This is a genomic window from Gluconacetobacter tumulicola, from assembly GCF_014174215.1.
In the GTDB taxonomy this organism is placed as follows: domain Bacteria; phylum Pseudomonadota; class Alphaproteobacteria; order Acetobacterales; family Acetobacteraceae; genus Gluconacetobacter; species Gluconacetobacter tumulicola.
In genome coordinates this window covers 140,636-165,890 of sequence record NZ_JABEQL010000001.1, presented here as the reverse complement: position 1 = coordinate 165,890, position 25,255 = coordinate 140,636, and the positions used below count along the sequence as shown (strand labels likewise).

18 protein-coding genes and 1 tRNA gene are annotated in these 25,255 nt (G+C 66.0%); 13 read left to right on the top strand and 6 right to left on the bottom strand.

The window, feature by feature from the left end; all coding sequences use genetic code 11:
* Positions 1–6 precede the first annotated feature (6 nt).
* On the bottom strand, positions 7–930 hold the full coding sequence (locus HLH29_RS00745; RefSeq protein ID WP_182964092.1) for an ROK family protein: 924 nt from the start codon (positions 928–930) through the stop codon (positions 7–9).
* 160 nt (positions 931–1,090) lie between these two features.
* Between HLH29_RS00745 and HLH29_RS00740 the strand changes: the two genes are divergently transcribed.
* From HLH29_RS00740 to HLH29_RS00715, 6 genes are all read left to right on the top strand, one after another.
* Positions 1,091–2,224, top strand: coding sequence for an ROK family transcriptional regulator (locus HLH29_RS00740; RefSeq protein ID WP_182964091.1), 1,134 nt, complete (start codon positions 1,091–1,093; stop codon positions 2,222–2,224).
* 197 nt (positions 2,225–2,421) lie between these two features.
* Positions 2,422–4,842 (top strand): TonB-dependent receptor, encoded by a 2,421-nt coding sequence (locus HLH29_RS00735; RefSeq protein WP_182964090.1) that lies wholly within the window; start codon positions 2,422–2,424, stop codon positions 4,840–4,842.
* 74 nt (positions 4,843–4,916) lie between these two features.
* The gene (gene gluP / locus HLH29_RS00730; protein ID WP_408871928.1) at positions 4,917–6,218 is read left to right on the top strand and encodes a glucose/galactose MFS transporter; all 1,302 of its coding nucleotides are present in this window, start codon (positions 4,917–4,919) and stop codon (positions 6,216–6,218) included.
* Positions 6,215–7,024 carry a glucosamine-6-phosphate deaminase gene (nagB, locus tag HLH29_RS00725; RefSeq protein WP_338030143.1) on the top strand — a complete coding sequence of 270 codons (810 nt, stop codon included), beginning with the start codon at positions 6,215–6,217 and terminating at the stop codon, positions 7,022–7,024. The genes gluP and nagB overlap by 4 nt, the downstream gene beginning before the upstream one ends.
* Positions 7,024–7,803 carry a copper homeostasis protein CutC gene (locus tag HLH29_RS00720; protein WP_182964087.1) on the top strand — a complete coding sequence of 260 codons (780 nt, stop codon included), beginning with the start codon at positions 7,024–7,026 and terminating at the stop codon, positions 7,801–7,803. Before nagB ends, HLH29_RS00720 begins: the two co-directional genes overlap by 1 nt.
* A gap of 2 nt (positions 7,804–7,805) precedes the next feature.
* Positions 7,806–9,992, top strand: a complete 2,187-nt coding sequence (locus HLH29_RS00715; RefSeq protein WP_246373537.1) for a beta-N-acetylhexosaminidase — start codon at positions 7,806–7,808, stop codon at positions 9,990–9,992.
* Between the two features lie 204 nt (positions 9,993–10,196).
* Here HLH29_RS00715 and HLH29_RS00710 read toward each other — a convergent pair whose 3' ends face one another.
* The 4 genes from HLH29_RS00710 to HLH29_RS00695 all read right to left on the bottom strand — a co-directional run bounded on the left by HLH29_RS00710 (position 10,197) and on the right by HLH29_RS00695 (position 14,010).
* A complete protein-coding gene (locus HLH29_RS00710) occupies positions 10,197–10,373 on the bottom strand; it encodes a hypothetical protein (protein WP_182964086.1) in 177 nt (58 codons plus the stop codon).
* Positions 10,374–10,470: 97 nt separating this feature from the next.
* Positions 10,471–10,734: a hypothetical protein gene (locus tag HLH29_RS00705; protein ID WP_182964085.1), complete on the bottom strand. Its 264-nt coding sequence runs from the start codon at positions 10,732–10,734 to the stop codon at positions 10,471–10,473.
* 273 nt (positions 10,735–11,007) lie between these two features.
* Positions 11,008–12,288, bottom strand: a complete 1,281-nt coding sequence (locus HLH29_RS00700; protein ID WP_182964084.1) for a class I SAM-dependent RNA methyltransferase — start codon at positions 12,286–12,288, stop codon at positions 11,008–11,010.
* 183 nt (positions 12,289–12,471) lie between these two features.
* The gene (locus HLH29_RS00695) at positions 12,472–14,010 is read right to left on the bottom strand and encodes a DEAD/DEAH box helicase (RefSeq protein WP_338030151.1); all 1,539 of its coding nucleotides are present in this window, start codon (positions 14,008–14,010) and stop codon (positions 12,472–12,474) included.
* Between the two features lie 379 nt (positions 14,011–14,389).
* Here HLH29_RS00695 and HLH29_RS00690 point away from each other — a divergent pair, with 379 nt between their 5' ends.
* The gene (locus tag HLH29_RS00690) at positions 14,390–16,222 is read left to right on the top strand and encodes a glycoside hydrolase family 15 protein (RefSeq protein ID WP_182964082.1); all 1,833 of its coding nucleotides are present in this window, start codon (positions 14,390–14,392) and stop codon (positions 16,220–16,222) included.
* Positions 16,223–16,396: 174 nt separating this feature from the next.
* Here HLH29_RS00690 and HLH29_RS00685 read toward each other — a convergent pair whose 3' ends face one another.
* A complete protein-coding gene (locus HLH29_RS00685; RefSeq protein WP_182964081.1) occupies positions 16,397–16,849 on the bottom strand; it encodes a CopD family protein in 453 nt (150 codons plus the stop codon).
* A gap of 149 nt (positions 16,850–16,998) precedes the next feature.
* On the opposite strand from HLH29_RS00685, the gene HLH29_RS00680 reads away from it, so the two are divergent.
* The 6 genes from HLH29_RS00680 to lon all read left to right on the top strand — a co-directional run bounded on the left by HLH29_RS00680 (position 16,999) and on the right by lon (position 25,190).
* A complete protein-coding gene (locus tag HLH29_RS00680) occupies positions 16,999–18,498 on the top strand; it encodes an NAD(P)H-hydrate dehydratase (protein WP_182964080.1) in 1,500 nt (499 codons plus the stop codon).
* A 29-nt stretch (positions 18,499–18,527) separates the two neighbouring features.
* Positions 18,528–18,612 (top strand) — tRNA-Leu (locus HLH29_RS00675).
* 199 nt (positions 18,613–18,811) lie between these two features.
* On the top strand, positions 18,812–20,149 hold the full coding sequence (gene tig / locus HLH29_RS00670; protein WP_182964079.1) for a trigger factor: 1,338 nt from the start codon (positions 18,812–18,814) through the stop codon (positions 20,147–20,149).
* Positions 20,150–20,357: 208 nt separating this feature from the next.
* Entirely contained in the window at positions 20,358–20,996 is a 639-nt protein-coding gene (locus HLH29_RS00665; protein ID WP_182964078.1) for an ATP-dependent Clp protease proteolytic subunit, read from the top strand.
* Between the two features lie 208 nt (positions 20,997–21,204).
* Positions 21,205–22,464, top strand: a complete 1,260-nt coding sequence (gene clpX, locus HLH29_RS00660; protein ID WP_182964077.1) for an ATP-dependent Clp protease ATP-binding subunit ClpX — start codon at positions 21,205–21,207, stop codon at positions 22,462–22,464.
* A 344-nt stretch (positions 22,465–22,808) separates the two neighbouring features.
* Positions 22,809–25,190, top strand: coding sequence for an endopeptidase La (gene lon, locus HLH29_RS00655; RefSeq protein ID WP_246373577.1), 2,382 nt, complete (start codon positions 22,809–22,811; stop codon positions 25,188–25,190).
* Positions 25,191–25,255 lie beyond the last annotated feature (65 nt).

Here is a 25,255-nt window from a genome sequence, read left to right as displayed (position 1 = left end):
GCCCTTTCACTCCTGCGCGCGGATATCCAGCCCGAGGCAGGCCGCGCCGAGCAGGCCGGCATCGGCTCCTAGTGCAGCGCGCCTGAGAAGCGGGCCGGACGTGGTGGTCAGGATGCGGGCGCGGACGGCCTCGTCCAGCGCGTCGACCAGGGCGTGGGCGTTGCTCAGGCCGCCGGCGACCGGGACGATGGTGCTGCCGGTGACGTTGATCACATGGGCCAGGCCGGCGCCCATATAAGACAGCCAGATATCGAGCGTCCTGCCGGCCTGGCGATCGCCTGTCTGCCAGGCTTCGAAGATCGCCCGGCTGGTCTGCGGCGTGCCGCCCGCCCAGAGATGCAGCCGTTCCAGCGCGCGGGCGCCCGCGATCGTGTCGAGGCACCCCGAGATGCCGCAGCCGCAGCGAAAGAGCGGGACCAGGGTCTCGGCTGCCTCCTGATCAAGGGGGACAGGAGGGGGGATGACAACCGGCGCATGCCCCCATTCGCCCGTCACGCCGCCCAGGCCTGGCACGATCCGGCCATCGAGGACGAAACCGCCACCGATTCCCGTACCGAGAATCACGCCGAAGACATTGCGATGCCCCTTGGCGATGCCGAAATGGGCCTCGGCCAGTGCAAAACAATCCGCATCATTGGCGATCCGGACCGCGCGACCGGTTTCCCGGTGGAGATGGGCGGCAAGCGGAAGGGCTTGCAGGCAGGGAATGTTCGCCGCGTGGATGATGCCGGTATCGGGACATTCCACGCCCGCTATGGCGATGTGCAGCGGCATGTCGGGCCAGGGCGCGCAGAGCGCGACAAGTGCGCCGATGAAGGCGGGGGCGTTATCGAGCGGTGTCGGAACGGAGCGGCGGTGTTCGGTCCGTCCATCGGGGTGAACCACCGCGAAATCGATGAACGATCCACCAATATCTGCGCAAAGAATCATGAAGGGTTCCACACTCAGATTGCCCATCCGGACGACAGGCAGGCCCGTCTACCCCGACCCTGTTTATCGGCCCTTTTTTGTAAACAGACATTTCCCTATTCCGTCAACATAGTTCATAATATAAACTATTGACCGACGATTCCTTCAGGGACCTCTCAGCATGTTCTCCACCGGACATTATCTGATTCTGAGCAGCCTCAGTCGCAATGGACCGGAGAGCCGGAGCGAACTCGCCTTGCGCCTGGGCATGAGCAAGGCCGCCGTGTCCAGCCTGGTGCGCGATCTGCTGAAGCAGGAAATCCTGTGCGAGCAGACGCCGGTTCACGGCAGCGGGCGGCCTTCGGTGCCGCTTGCCGTGCGGGCGGAAGCGGCGTGGTTCATCGGCATTTCCCTGCAGGACGATCCGGCAATCGTGGTGCTGACCGACCTGCATGGAACCGTGCACGACCGTATGGAGCTGCCGCGTCATGCTGATCTGGAAACATGCGTGTCGTCCTTGTGCGATGCGATCACGCACCTGCGGAAGGGGCTTCGGTCGGCCAAGGTTTCGGGCGTTGGCATGGCTCTTCCGGGTTTTGTGGCCAACGATCGTCAGACCTGCCTGGCCTGTGCCGCCCTGGGCTGGCGCGATGTCGATATCGGGGGGGTGCTGTCGAAGCGGACCGGCCTGCCGACCTGGATCGAGAACGATGCGAATGCCCTGATCCTGGGCGAGCAATTGTTCGGAGCCTTGCGAAGCAGCCCCGATTTCAGCGTGATCTTTATCAGCAACGGCATCGGTTGCGCGAACATCGTCAATGGGCGGCTTCTGCGCGGTTATGCCGGTGGGGCGGGGGAAATGTCGCACGCGCCGATCGTGACGGACATGGCCCATGCCCTGCCGTGTCGCTGTGGCAATCGCGGCTGCCTGGAGACCGTGGCCTCGCTTCTGGCAATCGGCAATGCCGCTCGGCGGGCGGGGCTGCCCGGAGAGATCGCCGAATTGGCCCGGCTGGCGGCCGGTGCGCACCCCGAGGCGCTGTCGATCCTGCATCATGCCGGCGCCTCGATGGGACTTGCCACCGCCCATCTGATCCAGCTGATCGATCCGAGCCATGTCGTGGTGATGCTGGACCCCAACCTGCGTGACGGGATCTATGGCCATGCCCTGCAACGCGAGACCGAGTCCCACATCCTGCGGCGCCCGGTTTCGCGGGGTATGATCCAGTTCCGGGATTTTGAGCCCGACAGCTTTGCCTGCGGCGCCGCAAGCCTTGCGGCGCGCTACTTCATTTTCGGTCCGGACGGCGTTTGAACGGCCTGTGTGGCCGGCGAGATTGTGTCATTCCCGCAACAGTTTTGCGGGTGGAGAACGAAAACACTTTGTTTTAAGTTCGAATTAAGTCACCCGAATTAAATTCCTGTTGCGCATTAAAAACCCGTTTGCGAGCTTGTTTCTGAAGAGCAATGACAGAGACTGTTCACCGTCAGCCGGGTCGTGGAGTTGTCACCATGCGCATCTCATTCCGCCAGCTTTCCCTCTCCTGCGTTGCGCTGACCGGCCTTGTCGCGGCAGCCGCGCACGCCCAGACGAAAAAGACGGCCATCGGCGAGGACCGGAAGGCCACGGCGAGCGCGCCGGCGGTCCAGAACCAGGCTTCCGGCGGCGATGATCTGAGTTCGTCCGTCCTGGGGCAGTTCACCCGGTCATCAGAAGAAATCTCGGTCACCAACCATGCCGTGGCGGCGACGGGCATTACCAATCGCACGCCGGGCGGCGGGCTGATGCCGCCGCAATCCGCGCCGCGTTCGCAGAGCGGCATCACGCGCGATTTCATCGCCAAACAGTCGCCGTCATCCAACATCACGTCCCTGATCGCCGATCTTCCCGGCGTGACGGTGAGCAGCCAGGACCCGTTCGGCACCACCGGGGACCATCTCCAGGTTCGTGGCCTGAACGAAACCCAGTTCGGTTATCTGTTCGAAGGCGCGCCGCTGGCGGACCCGATCAATTACGCGCCCTATACGGCAACGCTGGTCGATACCGAGAATCTTGGTTCCGTCACGATTTCCCAGGGGGCGCCGGACCTGAACGCGCCGTTCTACAACGCCGTGGGCGGACAGATCACGGCGACGGCGATCAACCCGTCGCACCATATGGGCGGATTTGCCGATCTTGCCGGCGGTTCCTATAGTTTCAACAAGGAATTCCTGCGGTTCGATACGGGTGACATCGGTAAGTCCGGCGTGCGCGGGTTCCTGTCCTTCTCCCATACCGGCTACGATAATGGCGCGCGCGGTCCCGGTGGTTTCATGCGTTATCATCTCGACACCAAATTCGTGAAGGAGTGGGGGGACGGCAACAATATCGCCGCCATATTCTCCTACAACCGTCAGGAAGCGACCTCGTGGCGGGCGCCCACCATGGCGCAATGGAAGCAATATGGCGTCGGATTCTCCTACGACCCGAATTTCACTCCGGGCGACGCGCGTTACTACAAGCTGGCGAACCAGAATCTGAACCAGCAGCTTCTCGTGATGCCGATGAACTTCTCGCTGACGGACCGGTTGAAGCTGCATGTGACGCCTTACTACGTCCATCAGTTCGGTCCGTCCCTGGGCGGCGAAAACATTCCGGCGGTCGGCGGGTATTACGGAACGCAGCAATATGGCCAGCTTTCGGGCGGAACCGTCGTCAATGGCAGCATCCTGACCGTGGGTCGCGATCCGTGGAACCAGAAGACGGGTGGGCTGAACATGTCGGCCGACTGGCGGATCAGCAAGAGCAACACGTTCTCCTTCGGCTGGTGGTACGCCTATACCACCCATGAGGAACTGTCGGATTTCCTGCCGGTCAATGCCGATGGCAGCGGCTGGTCGGGCACGCCGATCCGCGTGAACGGGCATATCCTGTCCGGGTACGATCTGAATTTCATGCAGCAGGTCAACACGCTGTTCATCGCCGATACGCAGCGCCTGCTGAACGACAGGCTGACCCTCAGCGCCGGCTTCCGCGTCGCCATGGTCTCGCGTCAGGGAACGAACCTGATCCCCGGGGCGGACCCGTACAAGATGCAGGGCAATTACTTCGAACCGTTGCCGCAATTCTCGGCAAGTTACAAGATCACGCCGCACGACCAGATCTTCCTCAACGGGACGACGGCATTCCGGGCTCCGGCCTCGGTCGAGGCCTATTCGCAGATCTTCGACCCGAATTCGTCACACGCGGTGATGCAGCCGCAGAGCCTCAAGCCCGAATATTCGATCAGCGAGGAAATCGGTTATCGTCATCAGGGCGGTCTTTATAATTTCTCGATGTCGCTGTTCAACATCAACATGACCAACCATCAGGTAACGTCGACGGGCTATATTCCCGGCACCAACCAGATGGTTGCATCCCCGATCAATATCGGCGGCCAGACCTCGCGCGGCATCCAGGCGGAACTTGGGCTGGCGCGCTGGCATCATTTCAGCCCGTATGTCTCGGGCCAGTTCCTGCATTCGACCTTCGACAATGATTTCAACACCGGGATGGGCTCGCTGCCGACGGCAGGCAAGGTCGCGGTGGCGGCGCCGAAATTCACCGGCACCATCGGCCTGAATTACGATGACGGCACCTTCTTCGGCAATTTCGACCTGCGCTATGTCGATACCCAGTACACGACCTTCATGAATGATGAGAAAATGCCGTCCTACATTACGTCGAACCTGGGGCTGGGTTATCGGATGAAGGCGCTGGGGCCGATGAAGCACCCGCAGATCCAGCTCAACCTGACCAATCTCGGCGACAATCACTATCTCTCCGGCTCCAGCTACACCGCGAACGCCCATCCGCACGTCACGTCGACCGGCCAAATCGCCACGGGCGGCGCGCCGGTCTATTATGTCGGCGGCGTGTTTGCCGCCGTGGTTTCGCTGTCCACCGGGTTCTGATGGTGCAGGACGGACCCGATCTTTCGCCCCGGCCGGTGTCTTCACCGGCCGGGGGATTCAATGGACGGTCGTGGGTGGCCAGCCTTGCGGCACGCAGCCCCGCCGGGGCCTATGGCTGGCGCCCCATCCTGATCATGGCCACCCTGTTCTTCAGCATCGGTTTCGTGACCTGGCTGAACGGCCCGCTGATCACGTTCGTCCAGGTTGCTTTCAATCTGGATGATGTCTCGGCGTTTCTGGTGCCCGTCTGTTTCTATCTCGCCTATTTCATCTTTCCGCTGCCGGCGACGGCGCTGACGCGGCGGATCGGTCTGCGGCGGGGCCTGTCCATCGCGCTGGTGGTGATGGCGGCGGGGACCGCGCTGTTCGGGGAATGCGTCAACGCGCGATGGTATGCCGGTGCGCTTGCCGGCCTGACGGTGATCGGGGCCGGGCTGTCGTTGCTGCAGATTACGATCAATCCGTATGTCAGCCTGCTGGGGGGCCATGATCGTGCCGCCCAGCGCATCGCGATCATGGGGGTCGCCAACAAATTCGCCGGGATCGTGGCACCCGCGCTGTTCGCGGTCATCGTCATGCCGAATGTCGGAGGCGTGGCGGCCGATATCGCGCGTACGCCGCCCGGCCCTTCGCGCGACGCGATGCTGGCGGCCTTTACCCACGCCGTTCACGCACCCTATGCGGCCATGGCTGCCGTGCTGCTGCTGCTGGCGGTCTTTACCGCGCGCGCCAGGCTGCCCGATATCGCCATGGAGACCACCGCGCCGCGTACCCGCGATCGTGGGGCGGCGGCCCAGCCGGGATGGCTTGCGACCGGGGCCCTTGCCATGTTCCTGTATGTCGGGGTGGAGGTCATGGCCGGGGACGCCATCGGGCTCTATGGCCGTTCCTTCGGCCTGTCGCTGGACGTGACGAAATATCTGACGGCATTGACCCTCGCCGCGATGATGGCCGGCTATCTGGCCGGCATGGTCCTCGTGCCGCGTGTCGTCGACCAGGAACGCTATATGCTGCTGTCCTGTGTCGGCGGGATCCTGCTGTGCCTGGTGGCGATGGTGGCTCCGGGCGTGGTGCCGGTCTTCTGCGTGGCGCTGCTGGGGTTTGCTAATGCGATGATCCTGCCGGCGCTTTTTCCCATCGTGCTTGCCGAGGGTGGCCCCGAGGGGGGGCGGACGACGTCGTTCCTGGTCATGGCCTATTCCGGCGGGGCGGTGCTGCCGCAGGTTTTCGTGCATCTTGTCCCGGTGCTGGGCACCACGCCTTCCTTCATGGCGCTGGCCGTTCCATCCTATGTCTTCATCGGCGGATGGATCGTCGCGCTGCGCGCGGGGATGCGACGGCCGGCCCTGGCCACGGGAAGGAGCGAAGCGCCGTGAAGATCATCATCTGCCCCGATCCTGCCCATGTTGCCGGACTGGCGGCGCGGCTGCTGGCCGATCAGGTGCGCGGCAGGCCGGATTCCGTCCTGGGGCTGGCGACAGGGCGGACCATGGAGGCGATCTACCGCCTGCTGGTCGGGACTGCCCGTGCGGATGGTGTCGATTTCGGTGCTGTCACCACCTTCAATCTCGACGAGTATGTCGGCCTGCCGGGCGGTCATGCCCAATCCTATCGTCATTATATGCATGCGCACCTGTTTGCGCATGTCGACCTTGCTCCGGAGCGGAGCCATGTTCCCAATGGCGCGGCGGCCGATGCCGATGCCGAAGCCGCCGGATACGAGGCGCGTATCGCACAGGCCGGCGGGATCGATCTGCAGCTTCTCGGCCTGGGCGAGAACGGACATATCGGTTTCAACGAGCCCTTGTCGTCGCTTGCCAGCCGTACCCGTGTCGTCACCCTGGCGCAGGCGACCCTGGCGCAGAATGCCGGGATGTTCGGCGGCGACCCGTCGCGTGTGCCGACGCGGGCCATCACGATGGGAACGGGCACGATCCTGGAGGCCCGCAGGACGCTGATGGTCGTGACCGGTGCGCGCAAGGCCGCGATCGCGGCGCGTGCGATCGAGGGGCCGGTCAGCGCGGCGGTGCCGGGGTCCGCCCTGCAATTCCATCCGGACTGCCTTGTCCTGCTCGACGCGGCGGCGGCTTCGGGCCTGGCCCAGCGCGATGCGATCGAATGGCAGATGCGGCATGACCCGGAACTCGTCGCGATTCAGTCGGCGCGATCGGCGGGGCCGTGATGCACGCGCGCCCCATCCTGCTGGAAGTCTGCGTCGATGGGGCCGAGGACCTGGCGGCGGCCGTGGCGGGCGGTGCCGACCGGGTCGAGCTTTGTGCCGCGCTGGTGCTGGGCGGACTGACGCCTTCGGCGGGGCTGATGGCGATCGCCGCCCGTGCACCGTGCCCGGTCTTTGCGATGATCCGGCCCCGTCCTGGCGATTTTGTATTTTCTCCGGACGAGGAGGCGGTCATGCGCGGCGATATCGCCGCCCTGGCGCAGGCTGGCCTGTCCGGTATCGTACTGGGCGCTTGTCTGGCGGATGGGCGGCTTGACGAGGCCATGCTGCGCCGGCTGCTCGACCATGCCCGCGCCTGCGGCCTGTCCCGTGCCACGCTGCATCGCGCCTTCGACCAGGCGGTCGATCCGGACGCGGCGCTGGAGGTCGCGGTGGGGTTGGGGTTCGAACGCATCCTGACCTCGGGCGGGGGGACCACCGCCTGGGAGGGGCGCGAGAGGCTGCGCCGTCTGGCCGATCGGGCCGGTGGACGCATTGCCGTCATGGCCGGTGGCGGCGTCTCGCCGGTTTCGGTCGCGGCACTCGTCGCGGCCACCGGGGTCAAAGAGATTCACGGCTCCTGTCGCAGTGGCGATCCGCCACGGGGGCAGGGTGCGCGACATGCCGGTTTCGGCGACAATCCGGTGCCGACCGATGCCGCGACGGTCAGGGCGATACGCCGTGTGCTGGACAGTGCAGGTCGCGTTGCCCCGACGTCCGGGGATTGTTCCAGGAGAAAATGAGCATGATGTTTTCGACCGCGCGCGCGGCTCTTGCCGGGTCTTCGCTGCTTGCCGCGACGATGGCGCTTTCGGCCTGCGCGACGCAACCGGGAGAGCTGCCGGCGGCGGCAGGGCCCGTGGCGCCTGCTCCCGCGCCCGCGCTGATGCCGCTTCCTTCGTCGGTTGCCTTCCCCGGCGGGGCGCTTCCGCTGCCCGGCGGCTTCGTCGTGTCGTGGAGCCGTCCGCCTTCCGCGATGCTGCGGGCGGCGGCCGGGCGCTTCCTGGGCCGTGCCGATGCGCTGGCCGGACGGGTGATGCCCGTGGCCGATCGGCCCGCCGACCCGGCTTCGGCGCCGGTTCCGCTGAGGATCGAGGCGGGACAGGATGCGGGCTGGCTGACGACGCGGGCGAAGGAGGATTACCGGCTGGAGGTCGGCCCCGGCGGCGTCACGCTGACGGCTGACGGCCCCGATGGGGTGGTCCACGGTCTGGCGACGCTCGCGCAACTGATCGGGCGGGATGAAAACGGGCCGAAGATCGATTTTGCGACCATCGCCGATCATCCCCGTTTCGCCTGGCGCGGGATCATGATCGACACGTCGCGCCATTTCGTGTCGGTCGAGACCATCAAGCGCCAGATCGACGCGATGGAGATGCTGAAACTCAACGTCCTGCACCTGCATCTCAGCGATGGAACCGGCTTTCGGGTGGAGAGCCGCGTGTTGCCCGAACTGACCGCGAAGGGATCGCACGGCCAGTACTACACCCAGCGCCAGATCCGGGACCTGGTGGCTTATGCGGCGGATCGGGGTATCCGGGTCGTGCCCGAATTCGACGTGCCGGGCCATGCGCTGGCCCTGTTGCTGGCCCATCCCGAACTGGCGGCGCAAAGTCCGGTCGATCCGGAGCCGAAGAACAAGAATACGGCCGCGCTCGACCCGACCCTGCCGGCGACGCTGCGCCTTGTGCGCCGGCTCTATGGCGAAATGGGCCGGCTGTTTCCCGATGCCTATTTCCATTCCGGCGGTGACGAGGTCGATCCCGGCGAATGGATGAAGAATCCGAAGATCGCGGCCTGGATGAAGGACCATGGCTATGCGACGCCGCAGGCGTTGCAGGCGGCCTTTACCGCGCAGGTGCAGAAGATCCTGGCCGGTCAGGGAAAGATCATGGTCGGGTGGGATGAGGTCAGCGAGGCGGCCATTCCGTCCGACGTGGTGGTCGATGTCTGGCGCAGTTCGAAATTCATTGCCTCCGCCACCGAAGGCCGTCATCCCGTCATCGTGTCCGCCGGGTATTACCTCGATCTGCTCCAGCCGGCCGGCCAGCATTATCTGGTCGACCCGTACGATCCGGCCGCGAACGGCATTACCCGTGCCCAGGCCGACAGGATGTTGCAGAAGGGCGCGCGGCCGGACCTGGTTGCCGCCTTCCTGAAGGAACCCGCGCCGCCGCCCCTGACCGAGCAGCAGAAATCCTACGTGCTTGGCGGCGAGGCGCCGTTATGGGCGGAACTTGTAACCGACGAGATGCTCGATGCGCGGATCTGGCCGCGTGCGGCCGCAATCGCCGAACGGTTCTGGTCGCCAGCCGCCGTGCGGGATGTCGACGACATGTATCGGCGCCTTGCCGTGGTGAATTCCGAACTCCAGATCACGGGATTGCAGGGCGAGGCGAACAGGTGGCGCATGGCGGCACGGCTTTCGCCCGGTACGGTCGATCCGGTGATGGTGCTGGCGAGTGCCACGGTTCCGCTGCGCAACTACAACATGAATCGCTATGTGGGGCGCCACGGCCACAGGCTGGATGAAATCGGGGAAGTCGCGTCGCCCGATCCGGCACAGGCGCAGCGGTTTTCGATACTGGTGGCGCGCTATGTGGCGGGAGACCACAGTGTGGCGCCGGCCCTTCGGCGGCAGCTTGCGGTCTGGCGCGACAATGATGCGGCCTTCGCCCCGGTGGCGCATGTGCGTGGCCTGTCCGAAGCCCTGGTGACGTCCAGTCACCTCGCGGTCATCGCCCGGGCGGGATTGAAGGCGCTGGATGGCAGGCGGATACTCTCTGCGCCGGAGAAGGAGATTTTCGATCAGGAAGATGCCGCCATCAATGGTTCCGCCGATGTGTCCGGCACGTCCGCCGGCGCGACCTTGCCGCCTGCCGGGCTGATGATCGCGGTCGAGCCGGCGGTGCGGAGGCTTCTCGCTCCGTAAGGTCCTGCGGAGGGGATCGCGGCGATCGGGGGAGCGGGCCCCCGATCGTCAGATCTGTCCGGACTTCAACCGGCCTGCCAGATGCGCGCAGGCCCGCATCGTCACCGCCATGACCGTCAGCGTCGTGCCCGCGTGCGGCCGGCTGGCCAGGTCGAGTGGCGCGTACGCCCCCGTTCGCGCCGTTCCGGGGGGCTGGATGGGCGTTTATTCCGCTCGCTTCCACGGATTGAGCGGAACCGGAAAAGCCATCGCGATGCCCGAGATCGGTTTTGTGCTGCTGAATACGGCTTCGGCGGGATAGAGGCGGGGCTGGAAGGTGAAGGCATAGGGCCTGTCGGCCTGATTCTGGACCAGGCTGAATATCTTTTCGTTTTCCGTCACGGAAAATTCCGATCGGGCGGGCAGCGTGACGGTGAGGCTCTTCGTGGCGGGGACGAAGGCGGACAGGAGAAAGCCGGTCCTGTGGCCAATCTGGCGGTCAAGCCGTCGATAGCCAGGCGCGCGCGTCCCGGCCCGTGAAGCGGGTGGCCGGAAACCGGTCCACGCTTGCCGTCGCCTGGAACCTGATTTCCTGTTGCGGGGACAGGGCTGCCAAGACGTTGGGATTTTCCGCCGCCAGGGCCTCGTCGAGCGGCAGGACGAGTTCATTGCCGGTTTTGGGAAACAGGGCCGCGCTTCGTGTCGAGAAAGAGACGGGTGTCTTCCGGGGGACGGTCCCCAGGTTCCAGACGTGCCGCGACATGGAGATGGAGGCCGCTCGGCTGGCCGTCCCTCAGGGCGATGGCGTCCATCGTGTCCTGCATGCGGCGCAGATTCGATACCACGACGGGATGAACCGTACCGCGAACGGAGATATCTTCCGCCCATGCGGGCGAGAGCATGAACAGCCAGGCGGGAAGGGTCGGCCCGAACCTGAAGCGCATTCCTCGATCCTCGTTCCGTGGGCGCCCTCATCTCTATCGGATCGCGAGGCGGGGCCGGAAGGGCGGCTCCCGTCGCTTGTTCCGGACAGGATTTATCGCGTCCGGCGGCGTGGCGCAGGTGGGGTGCTGAAGACACAGACGGCCTCGACCTCGGTCGACCACAGGAACTGGTCGATGATCGTCACGCCGTCCAGCGTGTATCCGGCCGCCTTCAGCCCGGCGGCGTCGCGGCACAGGGCCTGGGGGTTGCAACTGACATAGACGACCCGTTCCGGCCGGCCTTCGACGATCTGCGCCATCTGGGCGCCGGCGCCCATGTAGGGCGGGTCGAGGACGATGGCGCCGGCCTCGGCGATCTGGCGGGCCATGACCGGCTGGCGGTTCAGGTCGCGCTGCTCGGCCACGACACGGGTGCCGCTGGTGGCGCGGCGCAGGGATGCGACGGCGTCGGGATGGCCTTCGAAGGCCAGGACCCGGGCCTTCTCGCTGAGTGCGAAGGAGAGGGTTCCGCAGCCCGCATAGAGTTCGATGATCGCGTCACGGCGGCCCAGCTTGCGCGGAAGTGCGGCCAGGACGGCCGCGATGATGGCGGCTTCGCCCGCGCTGCTGGGCTGGAGGAAGGCGCCGGGCGGCGGGGCGACGGCGACACCCGAGAAGAGGTGGTGCACCGGACCGGTCTGGGCGGCGGTCTCCGGCGTGTCGGTGGTGCCGGCGCGGCGCCAGGCGATGCGGGGGATGTGCTGGCTGCGCGCGAATTCCGCCAGTTTGGCGCGGTCGCTCGGCTCCAGCGGTCCGTCGGTTGCCAGCAGCAGGTCCGGCCCCGAATCGAGCAGGTTGATCAGCACATCGCCGCTCTGCCGCAACGCGCCCAGCGAGCGGGCGACGTCACGCAATGCGGGCAGCAGGGCGAACAATGCGGGGGCGAGGATCGGGCAGGTCGTGAGGTCGACCACGTCGCCGCGCCTTGCGTGCAGCCCAATCGCCACGCCGTCGGGCCGACGGCGGATTGCCAGATCGACGCGCCGGCGCGAGGCGGGTGGGCTCTGGAATCGGGCGGTGACGATTGGATCGGCAAAGCCGGCCCGTTCCAGGGCGTGGACGAGGGTTTCGGTCTTCCAGTCCAGTGCGGCGGGGAGGGACAAATGCTGGATGGCACAGCCGCCGCATTGGCCGAACAGCGGGCAGGGTGGCGCGACCCGGTCCGGGCTGGGGCGCAGCACGGACAGGAGATGGGCCGAGCGGGCATCGACCTGCCGGACGCTGACGCGTTCGCCGGCCAGGGCGCCGGGGACGAACAGGCGCTCGCCATCCGGCATGCGGGCAATGCCATCCCCGTCCACGCCGAGTGCGCTGATATCGATTTCGGTGTTCATCGGTTTTCTATCCACGGTGTCCCGACCAGCGTGCGCCAGTCAGGACGCCGGGGGCCTGGAGCCTGACTGTGGGCTGGTGGGCGGGAGCGGCCGGTCATGCCCGCGCCCGTCATGTCTTTGCGCGCATCGAAGCGCGGGAAACGCGCGTCGGATCGTCACCGACGCGCATGTCCGGCCAGGCTGTCAGGCCAGTTCGTCGGCCGTATGCGTGCTCTCGTCTTCGGCCGAGGGCGTGATGGTGAACTGGCGGCGCGGCAGCAGCATGAAGGCGGGGACCTCCGCGCCGAAGCCCAGAACGGGGTTGCCGTTCGTCTGCGCGGCGTCTTCCAGCTCGCGTTCCCGATGATGGCGAGGCGGGGCGGGTCTGTGCGCGGGTGGCGGCGCGGTGACGGCTTGGGGTGCGGGGTTGGCCTCGACCGGCGTGGCCGGAGCAGGAGCAGGAGCGGGGGCGATGGCGGGGGCAGGACGGGCGGGCTTGCCGCCGCGACGGTCGTCCTTCTCCCGGCCGCGTCCGCGACCCTTGCCCCCACGGGGGCGTTCTTCCTCGGACCATTCGAGCTGGGTCATGCCTTCGACCGCCAGGCGGGGAATCGGGTGGCCGGTCAGCGTTTCGATCGCCTCGGCCAGGCCCCGGTCATGCGGGGAGGCCAGGCTGTAGGCATGGCCGGTGCGGCCGGCGCGGCCGGTGCGGCCGATCCGGTGCACGTAATCCTCGGCATGGAACGGCAGGTCGAAATTGAAGACGTGCGACAGGCCGCCGATATCGATGCCGCGTGCCGCGACGTCGGAGCAGACCAGAATCTTGAGATCGCCGGCCTTGAAACGCTCGAGGGTCGAGAACCGGACCGACTGCGGCAGGTCGCCATGCAGCGCGCCGGCCGAGAATCCGTGCTTGACCAGCGATTTGTACAGCACGTCGACATCGCGCTTGCGGTTGCAGAAGACGATGGCGTTCTGCACCGCTTCACTGCGCAGCATCTGGCGCAGGACGCGCCGCTTGTCTTCCTCGTCGACCACGACCAGGCCGGCCTCGATGGTCGTGGCGACCGAGGACGGGCGGCTGACGGTGATTTCCTGGGGGTTCTGCAGGAACATGTCCGCCAGGCGCCGGATTTCCGGCGCCATGGTGGCCGAGAAGAACAGCGTCTGCCGCAGCGGGGACAGCATGCCGACGATTTTCTCGATATCGGGGATGAACCCCATGTCGAGCATGCGGTCGGCCTCGTCGATCACCAGCAGGCGGGTCTGTGTCAGCAGCAGGCCGCCGCGCTCGAACAGGTCGATCAGCCGGCCCGGAGTCGCGATCAGCACGTCGACGCCGCGGTTCAGCACGTCCTTCTGTTCGGCCATGCTTTCGCCGCCGATCAGCAGCGCGTGGTTCAGCTTGAGGTATTTGCCGTATTTGACGAAATTCTCGGCCACCTGCAGCGCCAGTTCGCGCGTCGGCTCCAGGATCAGCGAGCGGGGCATGCGGGCCCGCGCCCGGGAACCCGAGAGGATCTCGAGCATCGGCAGGGTGAAGGAGGCGGTCTTGCCGGTGCCGGTCTGCGCCACGCCCAGCACGTCGCGGCCCATCAGCACATACGGGATGGCCTGGGCCTGGATCGGCGTGGGATGGCGGTAGCCGGCTTCGTCGATGGCGCGCTGGATCGGCTCGGACAGGCCAAGATCGGAAAAGAGGGGCTGCGGGGCAGCGTCAGCCTGCTCGGCCGCGAGATCCACGGCACCGGAAGCGGACGGCTCGCCACCGGGGGAACCGGCGTCCGTGTCAGGCGGAACAATGGAGACGGGATGGACTTCGGCGTCATGTTCGGCCGAAGCGGAGGCATTCGTCTTAGGGCTCAAAATTCTCTCGAACGTGTCAGTGGTGTGGTCCCGTCCATTCCGCCACGATGTGGTTCGGCAGGCTTTTTTCGGCCTGTTTTCCTGCGACGAAGCAGGGCCTTGCGAAAATGAAGGCGAATCCTCCGATTCCGCGTGACTGTCCGTATCGAGAAATGGGACGAAAATCAAGCGCGGAGCATCGGGGAGGGCGGGGCAGCCTTCCGGCGCCGCGTTGTGTTGGGTGTCATGTCTCTGGCGTCTTGTCTCTGGAGGAACCGTGGTCACAGTCACGCCGTTGAAAATCGAGGATTATGGCCTGATCGGCGACGGGCGCAGCTGCGCCCTGGTAGGGCGGAACGGGTCGATCGACTGGCTCTGCTGGCCGCGCTTCGACAGTCCGGCCTGTTTCGCCGCCTTGCTGGGCGACGGCGAGAACGGACATTGGCAATTGGCGCCGGACGAGGAGCGGGGCGGCACGCCGATTACGGTGACACGGTCGTATCGCAACCATGGCATGGTGCTGGAAACGGTGTTCGAGACCCATACCGGTGTGGTCGCGATCCTGGATTTCATGGCCATCGGCGCTGCCGAGCCGACCCTGATCCGGATCGTCGAGGGGCGGCGCGGGGCGGTGCCGATCCTCAACTGGCTGGTGATGCGGTTCGATTACGGGCTGTCGGTGCCGTGGGTCACGCGCCTGCCGGACAATATGGGCATCAGTGCCATCGCCGGGCCGTCGCGTTGCGTGCTGCGCTGTCCGGTCGCGCTGCATGGCGAGGATCGCCATACCGTATCGCGCTTCATCGTGTCCGAGGGCGATCAGGTGCCCTTCGTGCTGACCTATATGGATTCGCACGGCGCGCTGTCCCAGCCGATCGACGCGCTGGCGGCGTTGCACCGGACGGAGCAGTTCTGGTCGGACTGGATCGGGCGCTGCACCTATCAGGGGGAGCATGCCGCCATGGTGCGGCGCTCGCTGCTGACGCTCAAGGCGCTGATCTACCAGCCCACGGGCGGGATCGTCGCGGCGCCGACCACCTCGCTGCCCGAGGAGCTGGGGGGCGGGCGCAACTGGGATTATCGCTATTGCTGGCTGCGCGATGCCTCGCTGACGCTGATCGCGATCATGGCCGGCGGTTATTTCGAGGAGGCGATGGCGTGGCGTGACTGGCTGCAGGCGGCCGTCGCCGGCAGCCCCGACCAGGTGCAGATCATGTACGGGATCGCCGGCGAGCGGCTGCTGAATGAATGGGAGGCCGGCTGGCTGCCGGGCTATGAGGCGTCGAAGCCGGTAAGGGTGGGCAATGCGGCGGCCGGTCAGCTTCAGCTCGACGTGTATGGCGAGGCCATTGCGGCGCTGCATGTGGCCCGGCAGACGCGCCTGTGCGCGATTACCGACGGCTGGCGGCTGCAGGTGGGACTGCTGCAGCATCTGGCGACGATCTGGAAGGAGCCGGACGAGGGCATGTGGGAGGTCCGCGGGGGGCGGCGCCAGTTCACCGTGTCCAAGATCTCGTGCTGGCTTGCGTTCGACCGGGCGATTCGCGATGTCGAGAAATACGGGCTGGAGGCGCCGTTGGAGGAGTGGAAGGCCCTGCGGCAGGATATTCATGACACGGTGTGTCGTGAGGCGTTCAACGCGGACAAGAATTGTTTTGTCCAGTATTTCGGCGGCACGGGACTGGATGCGGGATTGCTGCTGATCCCGGTCGTGGGCTTTCTGCCCGCCGATGATCCGCGCGTGAGCGGCACCATCGCGGCGATCGAACGCGAATTGCTGGACGAGCACGGATTCGTCCGCCGCTATCTGCCCGATCGGGTGGTCGAGGGAGTGGCCGGGGACGAAGGGGCGTTCATTGCCTGCTCGTTCTGGCTGGTGAACGCTTATGTTGCCCAGGGGCGGATGGAGGAGGCCCATGCCCTGTTCAACCGGCTGCTGGCGCTGTGCAGCGACCTGGGCCTGCTGGCGGAGGAATATGATGCCACCACCGGGCGGCAGGTGGGAAATTTCCCGCAGGCGTTCTCTCACCTGTCGCTGATCAACTCGGCATCGATCCTCAACGCCGGGCGCATTACCACCATGGGCGCCGCGCCGTTACCTGTTTTGTAGGAGTGCCTGAGGGGTAGGCTGGTGCGGCGGCGTCGATCCTGAGCGAGAGCGGCCCGTGAGGGCCGCGCCCGTCGTGTGTTTCCGAGCATCGGAGCGGAGCGGCCTTGGTGGCCGTGAGCACCGAAGCGCAGGAAACGCGCGCAGGCTTGCCAGGAGCGGCGCTTTTCCGCCGGCCTACAGGCCTCGGGCCATGGCGGCGGACAGAATGGTGAGGATGCCCAGGCCGATATTGATCGTCACCAGCGAGCGGATGGTGTCGAACAGCGCGGGCTGCGGGCGGATGGCGCGGCGGGCCTTCTGGAACGGGCCGAAATAGATGCGGGCGAAGACGGCCGCCATGGCCAGGCCGAGGAGCTGCATCGCGTTCACCTGCCACGGAATGGCGGCGAAGCCGCCTTCGTGCAGGATCATCAGCCAGCCGGTGACCAGGACGGTGGGCATCGTGTGCCAGACGAGGCGGAAGAAGCGCGTGAGTGTCTGCAGGTGGACCGACGCGCGCTGGGTTGCATCCAGCAGCCCCAGGCTGGGGCGCAGGACGAATACGGCGTAGACCATGCCGCCGACCCAGGCGGTCATGCCGAGCAGGTGGATCGCGAGCACGAGGCTCCAGAGGATCGAGGAGGTCATGTCAGCTCCCGGCCAGGGGTAAGGGATGGCCCGCGTGACGGGACGCGGACGGCGATGGTATGCTTGATCGCCAATTCCGCCCCGGCGCGCAAGACGATGGCACGGGCCGCGCCCGCGAGAGGCCGCCTTTGACCGGAGGAGATTGCCCGATGGACCAGCTGCCGCTTCAGGCGTCGAACGCGCTGCTGTTGCCGGACCCGGCCGAGATGGCCCTGATCGACGAGGCGGGCAGCCGGACGGTGCCGGTGCGCGACCTGATGGAGCATGCCGGCCGGGCGGTGGCGCGTGCCGTCATGCGTCATGTCGCGCCGTGCCGGGTGCTGGTGCTGTGCGGGCCGGGGAATAATGGCGGGGATGGCTATGTCGCGGCGCGGCGCCTGGCGCAGGCCGGCTGGCCGGTGGCCGTGGCGCGCCTGGCGCCGCCTCGGGCGGGTGGTGACGCGGCGGCTGCCGCCGCCGAATGGTGTGGGCCGCGCGTGGCTTTTACGGCGGAAGAGGTTGCGCGGGCTGACCTTGTGATTGATGCGGTGTTTGGCGCGGGGCTGAGCCGGGCGATCGACCCGGAGCTGGCATCGGTGCTGGCGGCGGCCCGGCGGGTGGTGGCGGTGGACATGCCCAGTGGCATTGACGGCGCGACCGGGCTGGTCCTTGGCTATGCGCCTTCGGCGGAAATGACCGTGACCTTCGTGCGGGCCAAGCCCGGCCATCTGCTGCTGCCGGGGCGCGAGAGGCTGGGGCGGCTGGTGGTTGCCGATATCGGCATGCCCGACATGGTGTGGGACGCGGTGTCGGTTCGTACCTGGCGCAACGAGCCGGGATTGTGGCAGGTGCCGGGCCAGACGGTGGACAGTCACAAATATGCGCGCGGCGTGGTCAGCATCTGCGGGGGCGGCACGATGCCGGGCGCGGCGCGGCTGGCCGCCGGGGCGGCGCGCGCGGCGGGGGCGGGGCTGGTACGGCTGGCGGCCGGTTCGGCGGCGGACCTTTACAGAATGGCCGAGTCTGGGCTGGTGGTGGATGACGGCGATTTGTCCAGCCTGCTGGAGGATCGGCGCCGGACGGTGTGGGTGTGCGGGCCGGGGTTGACGGAAGAGGAGGTGGGCCGGGTGCTGCCCGTTTTGCTGGGGGCGGGGCGGACGGTGCTGGCCGATGCCGGGGCGTTCGCCTGGGCGGCCGGGCAGCCGGAGCGTCTGGCCGGGGTGGGGGTCATCACGCCGCATGAGGGGGAGTTCGCCCGGGTCTTCGGGGCGCCTGTGGCCGGGCGGCTGGATGCGGCCCGGGCCGCGGCGCGCCGGATCGGGGCCGTGGTGGTGCTGAAGGGGCCGGATACCGTGATCGCGTCGCCCGACGGCCGGGCGGCCATCAACGCCCATGCCACGCCGGCGCTGGCCACCGCCGGTTCGGGCGATACGCTGACCGGAATCATTGCCGCCCTGCTGGCGGCGGGGATGGAGCCGTGGCATGCGGCCTGTGCCGGCGTGTGGATCCACGGCGAGGCCGGGATGCGCGCGGGACCCTGGCCGGTGGCCGAACAATTCGACCGGCATCTGGGCGCGGCACGGGCTGAGGCGGTGGCGTTGGGCGAGCGGGCGCGCCGGAGCGCGGACTCGCGCCATTGTCGGCTTGCCGGATCAGGCGGCGTGCGCTAAAGCCGCGCGCTTGGAGGCCGGGCGCCGATGCGGGCGTGGTGGAATTGGCAGACACGCCAGATTTAGGTTCTGGTGGCGCAAGTCGTGGGGGTTCAAGTCCCTCCGCCCGCACCAGCCCGGCCTGTGTCCTGCCCGAGAAGTTCTTGCGGGAATTTTTCGGATCAGCGGGGTACGAGGCACTGATTGAATTCGGTGCGGGGGTGGCGCGCGTGCGGCTGCCGCCCGCGCCGGCTGCTTTTTGCGTGCGGATGTCGCCGTCCCGGGTGGACTCGTGCGTTCTTTGGAAGTTCTGACCGAGAGGATGGCCTGGCAGATGCAGGTTACTGAAACGCTTTCCGACGGCCTGAAGCGCGGCTTCACCGTCACGGTGCCCGCCGGCGAACTGGAGAGCAAGCGGACCGCCCGCCTGAAGGAAGTGGGGCAGTCCATGACTCTGCCGGGTTTCCGTCCCGGCAAGGTGCCCCTGAGCCTCGTCAAGCAGCGCCATGGCGCCGCCGTGCAGGGTGAAGTGCTGGAGCAGGCGGTCAGTGACGCCACCCGTGCGCTGCTGGAGGAACGCAACCTGCGCCCGGCGCTGCAGCCGCGAGTCGACCTGGTTTCCGGCGCCGAGCCGGACGGGAAGACGGACCTGGAATTCAAGGTCGAGATGGAAGTGCTGCCCGAGATCGCGCAGCCCGATCTGTCGGACCTGACGCTGACGCGGCTGAAGGCGACGGCGGATGCCGAGACGGTCGACAAGGCCCTGAAGGACATTGCGAGCCGCCAGCGCAACTTCGTGACGGTCGAAGAGATCCGTCCGGCCGCGCAGGGTGATATCGTGGTCGTCGATTTCGTGGGCAAGCTGGACGGTGTGCCGTTCGAAGGCGGCACCGCCGACGACGTGAATGTCGAGATCGGCGGCACGGGCTTCATCCCCGGTTTCGCCGAGCAGATCGAGGGCCTGTCGCCGGGCGAGGAGAAGGTGATCACCGTCACCTTCCCGGCCGATTATTCGGCTGAGAACCTGGCGGGCAAGGAAGCGACCTTCGACATCAAGGCCAAGGGGCTGAAGCGCCCGGTCGATGTCGAGATCGACGACGAACTGGCCAAGAAGATGGGCTTCGAGGGGCTGGAGAAGGTCCGCGAGCTGATCACGAAGCAGGTCGAGCAGGAATACGAGCAGCTTTCGCGCCTGCGCATCAAGCGCGAGCTGCTGGACGCCCTGGCCGGGAAGACCGATTTCGAGGCGCCGCAGGGCATGGTCGATGCCGAGTTCGGCCAGATCTGGCAGCGCGTCGAGGCCGACCGCAAGGAAGGGCAGCTCGACGAGGAAGACGAGGGCAAGGACGAGGAAACCCTGCGGGCCGACTATCGCAAGATTGCCGAGCGCCGGGTGAAGCTGGGCCTGCTGCTGGCCGAGATCGGCCGTGCGAACGCCATCACGGTCTCGCAGGACGAGATGCTGCAAGCGATCCGGGCCGAGGCCATGCGCTATCAGGGCCAGGAACAGGCGGTGTTCGACTTCTTCCGCAAGAACCCGCAGGCGGCCGAGAGCCTGCGTGGCCCGATCTTTGAAAACAAGGTCGTCGATTATGTGATCGAACTGGCCACCGTGACCGACAAGGACGTGACGCCCGAGGAACTGGCCGAGATTCCGCCCGCCGATCTCTGATCGGTCCGGCATCCCGCCATCGGTACCCCATCGCTTTTATCGCCGCTATCGCCGCGAAATGATGGCGGTGGGGTGGTATCCGCTCGGTTTATCTCTATCTTGTGTGAGGTAACCGGGGAACGACCCGGCCACCTTCCCCGATGGACGCTCAGGCGCCGCCGGGGGTGGTGAGTCGGGTCTTCGCGTTTTCAGGAACGGGAATGAGACTATGAGGGATCGGGATCCCGTGGAGATCTTCAGCAACGCCCTAGTACCCATGGTGGTCGAGCAGACCTCGCGCGGGGAGCGGGCTTTCGATATCTATTCCCGCCTGTTGCAGGAACGGATCATCTTCCTGACCGGACCGGTCTACGATCAGGTGGCTGCCCTGGTGTCGGCGCAGCTCCTGTATCTGGAGAGCGTGAATCCGACCAAGGAGATCTCGTTCTACATCAACAGCCCGGGTGGCGTGGTGTCGGCCGGCCTGGCCATCTATGACACCATGCAGTACATCCGCAGCCCGGTGAGCACGGTGTGCATCGGCCAGGCGGCCTCGATGGGGTCGCTGCTGCTGGCGGGTGGCGAGAAGGGGCGGCGCTTCGCCCTGCCGAACGCGCGGGTCATGGTGCATCAGCCTTCGGGCGGGGCGCAGGGGCAGGCCAGCGACATCGAGATCCAGGCGCGGGAGATCCTGACGATCCGCCAGCGCCTGAACGAGATCTACGAAACCCATACCGGCCAGACGCTCGAGGAGATCGAACGCAAGCTGGAGCGCGACAGCTACATGTCGGCTGACGAGGCCTTGGCCTTTGGCATCGTGGACGAGGTGGTGCGCAATCATGCGACGACGGTTGCGGCCAAAAGCTGAGACCTGATGGCGATATATTGATTTATTTAATGTTTTTGATCTGAAGTCTTCGGGTTTCAGATCGGGGGCATGAGGGGTGGGGGCGCTTTTTTCTGTTCGGCGCAACCCGCCGGCTTGGGCGGGCTTGATGGAAGGCCTGTCCTGAGTCAAGATTTTCGACCCCGGTCCGGGCAGTACGCGGCCTGGCATTCCGGGGGTAGGAGCGGTTATGAATAACAAGTCCAGCGATTCCAAGAACACCTTGTATTGCTCGTTCTGCGGCAAGTCGCAGCATGAGGTCCGGAAGCTGATCGCTGGTCCGACTGTCTTCATCTGTGACGAATGCGTTGAACTCTGCATGGATATCATCCGTGAGGAGCACAGGACGCATCTGGTGAAGTCGCGCGATGGCGTGCCGACTCCCAAGGAGATCTGCAAGGTTCTGGACGATTACGTGATCGGGCAGTTCCATGCGAAGAAGGTGCTGTCGGTCGCGGTCCATAACCATTACAAGCGCCTGGCCCACAGCCAGAAGAACAATGACGTCGAGATCGCGAAGTCGAACATCCTGCTGGTCGGGCCGACCGGATCGGGCAAGACGCTGCTGGCACAGACGCTGGCGCGGATTCTCGACGTGCCCTTCACCATGGCCGATGCGACCACGCTGACCGAGGCGGGCTATGTCGGCGAGGATGTCGAGAACATCATCCTCAAGCTGCTCCAGGCTGCCGACTATAATGTCGAGCGGGCGCAGCGGGGCATCGTCTATATCGACGAAATCGACAAGATCTCGCGCAAGTCCGACAATCCGTCGATCACGCGCGATGTCAGCGGCGAGGGCGTGCAGCAGGCGCTGCTGAAGATCATGGAAGGGACGGTGGCTTCCGTCCCGCCGCAGGGCGGGCGCAAGCATCCGCAGCAGGAATTCCTGCAGGTGGACACCACCAACATGCTGTTCATCTGCGGCGGTGCCTTTGCCGGGCTGGACAAGATCATCGGTGCGCGCGGCAAGGGCTCGGGCATCGGCTTCGGCGCGGATGTCCAGTCGCCCGACGAACGACGCACGGGTGCGATCCTGCGTGACGTCGAGCCTGAGGATCTGCTGAAATTCGGCCTGATCCCCGAGTTCATCGGCCGTCTGCCGGTGGTGGCGACGCTGGAGGATCTGGACGAGGCGGCGCTGATCGAGATCCTGACCAAGCCGAAGAACGCGCTGGTGAAGCAGTATGCCCGCCTGTTCCAGATGGAAGGGGTCAAGCTGACCTTCACCGACGATGCGCTGAAGCAGGTGGCGCTGCGGGCGATCGCCCGGCGCACCGGCGCGCGCGGCCTGCGTGCGATCATGGAGAGCATCCTGCTGTCCACCATGTTCGACCTGCCTGGGCTGGAGAACGTGGAGGAGGTGGTGATCAACAAGGAGGTCGCCGAGAACAAAACCAGCCCGGTCTATGTCTATGGCAAGGAAAAGCCCGCTGAACAGTCGGCCTGACCGACTGTTCGCCCTGGCCTTTTCTCAGGGACTGCCGTCCCGCATCGGGGGCGGTGCCCCATGCGGGCAGCGCGTCCCCATCGTCCGGGGTCTTGCCGTGGCGGCCCCGAATGACGACATGATGTTATCCGTGATCGCGTCAGCGACACACCGGGCGGGGCGTGCCGCGAATGGGCGCCCGCCCGCGATCGTCCTTCAGGAGGTCACACGATATGCCCAAATCCATCCGACCCGATTCTGATCGTCCCGAGAGCGGCCCCTCCGCCGCGGATGAAAACCAGAATCTGCCCCTGACCGCCGCCGACTCCGATGTGGAAGGGGCGGGGATTGCCGATTCCGAGACGATGGCGGTGCTGCCGCTGCGCGATATCGTCGTCTTTCCGCACATGATCGTGCCGCTGTTCGTCGGGCGCGAGAAATCGGTCCGGGCGCTGGAAGCGGTGACCAAGCATGACAAGCAGATCCTGCTGGTCGCGCAGAAGAATGCGTCGCAGGACGATCCGTCGGCGGACGATATCTATCGCTACGGCACGGTTTCGACGATCCTGCAGCTGCTGAAGCTGCCCGACGGCACGGTGAAGGTGCTGGTCGAGGGGGTGCGCCGGGCGCGGATTACCGTGCTGCACGATATCGAGGGGCATTTCGAGGCCGAGATCACGCCGGTGACCGAGGAGCCTGCTGCCGATAACGAGGGCGAGGCGCTGGGGCGCACCGTGGTCTCGCAGTTCGAGCAATATATCAAGCTGAACAAGAAGATCGCGCCCGAGGTCCTGGTTTCGCTGAACCAGATCGAGGATCTGTCGAAGCTGGCCGACACGATCGCCAGCCATCTGAACCTGAAGATCGCCGAAAAGCAGGAGATCCTGGAGATCCCCGGCGTCAACGCCCGGCTGGAGCGTGTGTTCGCGCATATGGAGGCCGAGATTGGCGTCCTGCAGGTGGAAAAGCGCATCCGCAACCGCGTCAAGCGGCAGATGGAGAAGACGCAGCGCGAATACTATCTGAACGAACAGCTGAAGGCGATCCAGAAGGAACTGGGCGAGGGCGAGGAAGGTCGGGACGAGACCGCCGAGCTTGAGGAAAAGATCGCCAAGGCCCGCCTGCCCAAGGAAGCCCGCGACAAGGCGATGGGGGAGCTGAAGAAGCTGCGCGCCATGAGCCCGATGTCGGCCGAATCGACGGTGGTGCGCAACTATCTGGACTGGATCCTGAGCCTGCCGTGGAAGAAGCGGTCCAAGGTGCAACGCGACCTGACCGAGGCCGAGAAGGTGCTCGATACCGACCATTACGGGCTGGAAAAGGTCAAGGAGCGCATCCTGGAATATCTGGCGGTCCAGAGCCGGGCGCAGAAGGTCAAGGGGCCGATTCTGTGCCTGGTGGGGCCGCCTGGCGTGGGCAAGACCTCGCTCGCGCGGTCGATCGCCAAGGCGACGGGGCGCCATTATGTGCGCATGTCGCTGGGCGGCGTGCGTGACGAGGCCGAGATCCGCGGCCACCGGCGGACCTATATCGGCTCGATGCCCGGCAAGATCATCCAGGGGATGAAGAAGGCGAAGGCCTCCAACCCGCTCTTCCTGCTGGACGAGATCGACAAGCTGGGGGCCGACTGGCGCGGTGATCCGTCTTCGGCGCTGCTGGAGGTGCTGGACCCGGAGCAGAACGGGACCTTTGCCGACCATTATCTGGAGGTCGATTACGACCTGTCGGATGTGATGTTCGTCACCACCGCCAACAGCCTGAACATGCCCCAGCCGCTGCTGGACCGCATGGAGATCATCCGCCTGTCCGGCTACACCGAGGACGAGAAGGTTGAGATCGCCAAGCGCCACCTGCTGAACAAGCAGGCGGACGCGCACAGCCTGAAGGCGGACGAATGGTCGGTCAGCGACGATGCGCTGCGCGAGCTGGTGCGGAGCTACACGCGTGAGGCCGGCGTGCGGAACCTGGAGCGCGAGATCGCGACCCTGGCCCGCAAGGCGGTGCGCGAGATCGTGACCGGCAAGGCCAAGAAGGTGGCGATCACCCGCAAGAATCTGGAAAAATACGCGGGCGTGAAGCGGTTCCGCTACGGCGAGACCGAGGCCGAGGACATGGTCGGCGTCGTGACCGGCCTGGCCTGGACCGAGGTCGGGGGCGAGATCCTGACCATCGAGAGCGTGATGGTGCCGGGCAAGGGTGCGATCAAGCAGACGGGCAAGCTGGGCGACGTGATGCAGGAGAGCGTTGCGGCGGCCCTGTCCTATGTCCGCAGCCGGGCCGTGACCTTCGGCATCAAGCCGACCCTGTTCGAGAAGCGCGACCTGCATGTGCATGTGCCCGAGGGAGCGACTCCGAAGGATGGGCCGTCGGCCGGCATTGCGATGGCGACGTCGCTGGTCAGCGTGCTGACCGGCATTCCGGTGCGGCGCGACGTGGCGATGACGGGTGAGATCACGCTGCGCGGCCGCGTGCTGGCGATCGGCGGGCTGAAGGAGAAGCTGCTGGCGGCCCACCGGGCGGGCATCAAGACGGTCTTCATCCCCAAGGACAACGAGAAGGACCTGGTCGATATTCCCGACACGGTGAAGAAGGGCCTGCGCGTCATTCCCGTCTCCCATGTCGATGACGTCATCGGCCAGGCCCTGGCTCGGCGCCCCGAGCCGATCGAATGGAGCCAGGAGTCGGAAGATGCGGTGGCCAGCCCGGCCCCTGCAACGGGAATGGCTGCTGCGTCCCTGCCGCATTGACACCGCATTGATTGTGTCAAAATGGCACCAACCCCCCGGTTTGGCCGGATTTTCGGCTGATCCGG

Excerpts from the sequence above, each read along its gene's own strand:
- HLH29_RS00745 (WP_182964092.1), bottom strand. The coding sequence starts at position 930 with ATGATTCTTTGCGCAGATATTGGTGGATCGTTCATCGATTTCGCGGTG.
- HLH29_RS00740 (WP_182964091.1), top strand. The coding sequence starts at position 1,091 with ATGTTCTCCACCGGACATTATCTGATTCTGAGCAGCCTCAGTCGCAAT.
- HLH29_RS00735 (WP_182964090.1), top strand. The coding sequence starts at position 2,422 with ATGCGCATCTCATTCCGCCAGCTTTCCCTCTCCTGCGTTGCGCTGACC.
- HLH29_RS00720 (WP_182964087.1), top strand. The coding sequence starts at position 7,024 with ATGCACGCGCGCCCCATCCTGCTGGAAGTCTGCGTCGATGGGGCCGAG.
- HLH29_RS00715 (WP_246373537.1), top strand. The coding sequence starts at position 7,806 with ATGATGTTTTCGACCGCGCGCGCGGCTCTTGCCGGGTCTTCGCTGCTT.
- HLH29_RS00705 (WP_182964085.1), bottom strand. The coding sequence starts at position 10,734 with ATGTCGCGGCACGTCTGGAACCTGGGGACCGTCCCCCGGAAGACACCC.
- HLH29_RS00700 (WP_182964084.1), bottom strand. The coding sequence starts at position 12,288 with ATGAACACCGAAATCGATATCAGCGCACTCGGCGTGGACGGGGATGGC.
- HLH29_RS00685 (WP_182964081.1), bottom strand. The coding sequence starts at position 16,849 with ATGACCTCCTCGATCCTCTGGAGCCTCGTGCTCGCGATCCACCTGCTC.
- HLH29_RS00680 (WP_182964080.1), top strand. The coding sequence starts at position 16,999 with ATGGACCAGCTGCCGCTTCAGGCGTCGAACGCGCTGCTGTTGCCGGAC.
- tig (WP_182964079.1), top strand. The coding sequence starts at position 18,812 with ATGCAGGTTACTGAAACGCTTTCCGACGGCCTGAAGCGCGGCTTCACC.
- HLH29_RS00665 (WP_182964078.1), top strand. The coding sequence starts at position 20,358 with ATGAGGGATCGGGATCCCGTGGAGATCTTCAGCAACGCCCTAGTACCC.
- clpX (WP_182964077.1), top strand. The coding sequence starts at position 21,205 with ATGAATAACAAGTCCAGCGATTCCAAGAACACCTTGTATTGCTCGTTC.
- lon (WP_246373577.1), top strand. The coding sequence starts at position 22,809 with ATGGCGGTGCTGCCGCTGCGCGATATCGTCGTCTTTCCGCACATGATC.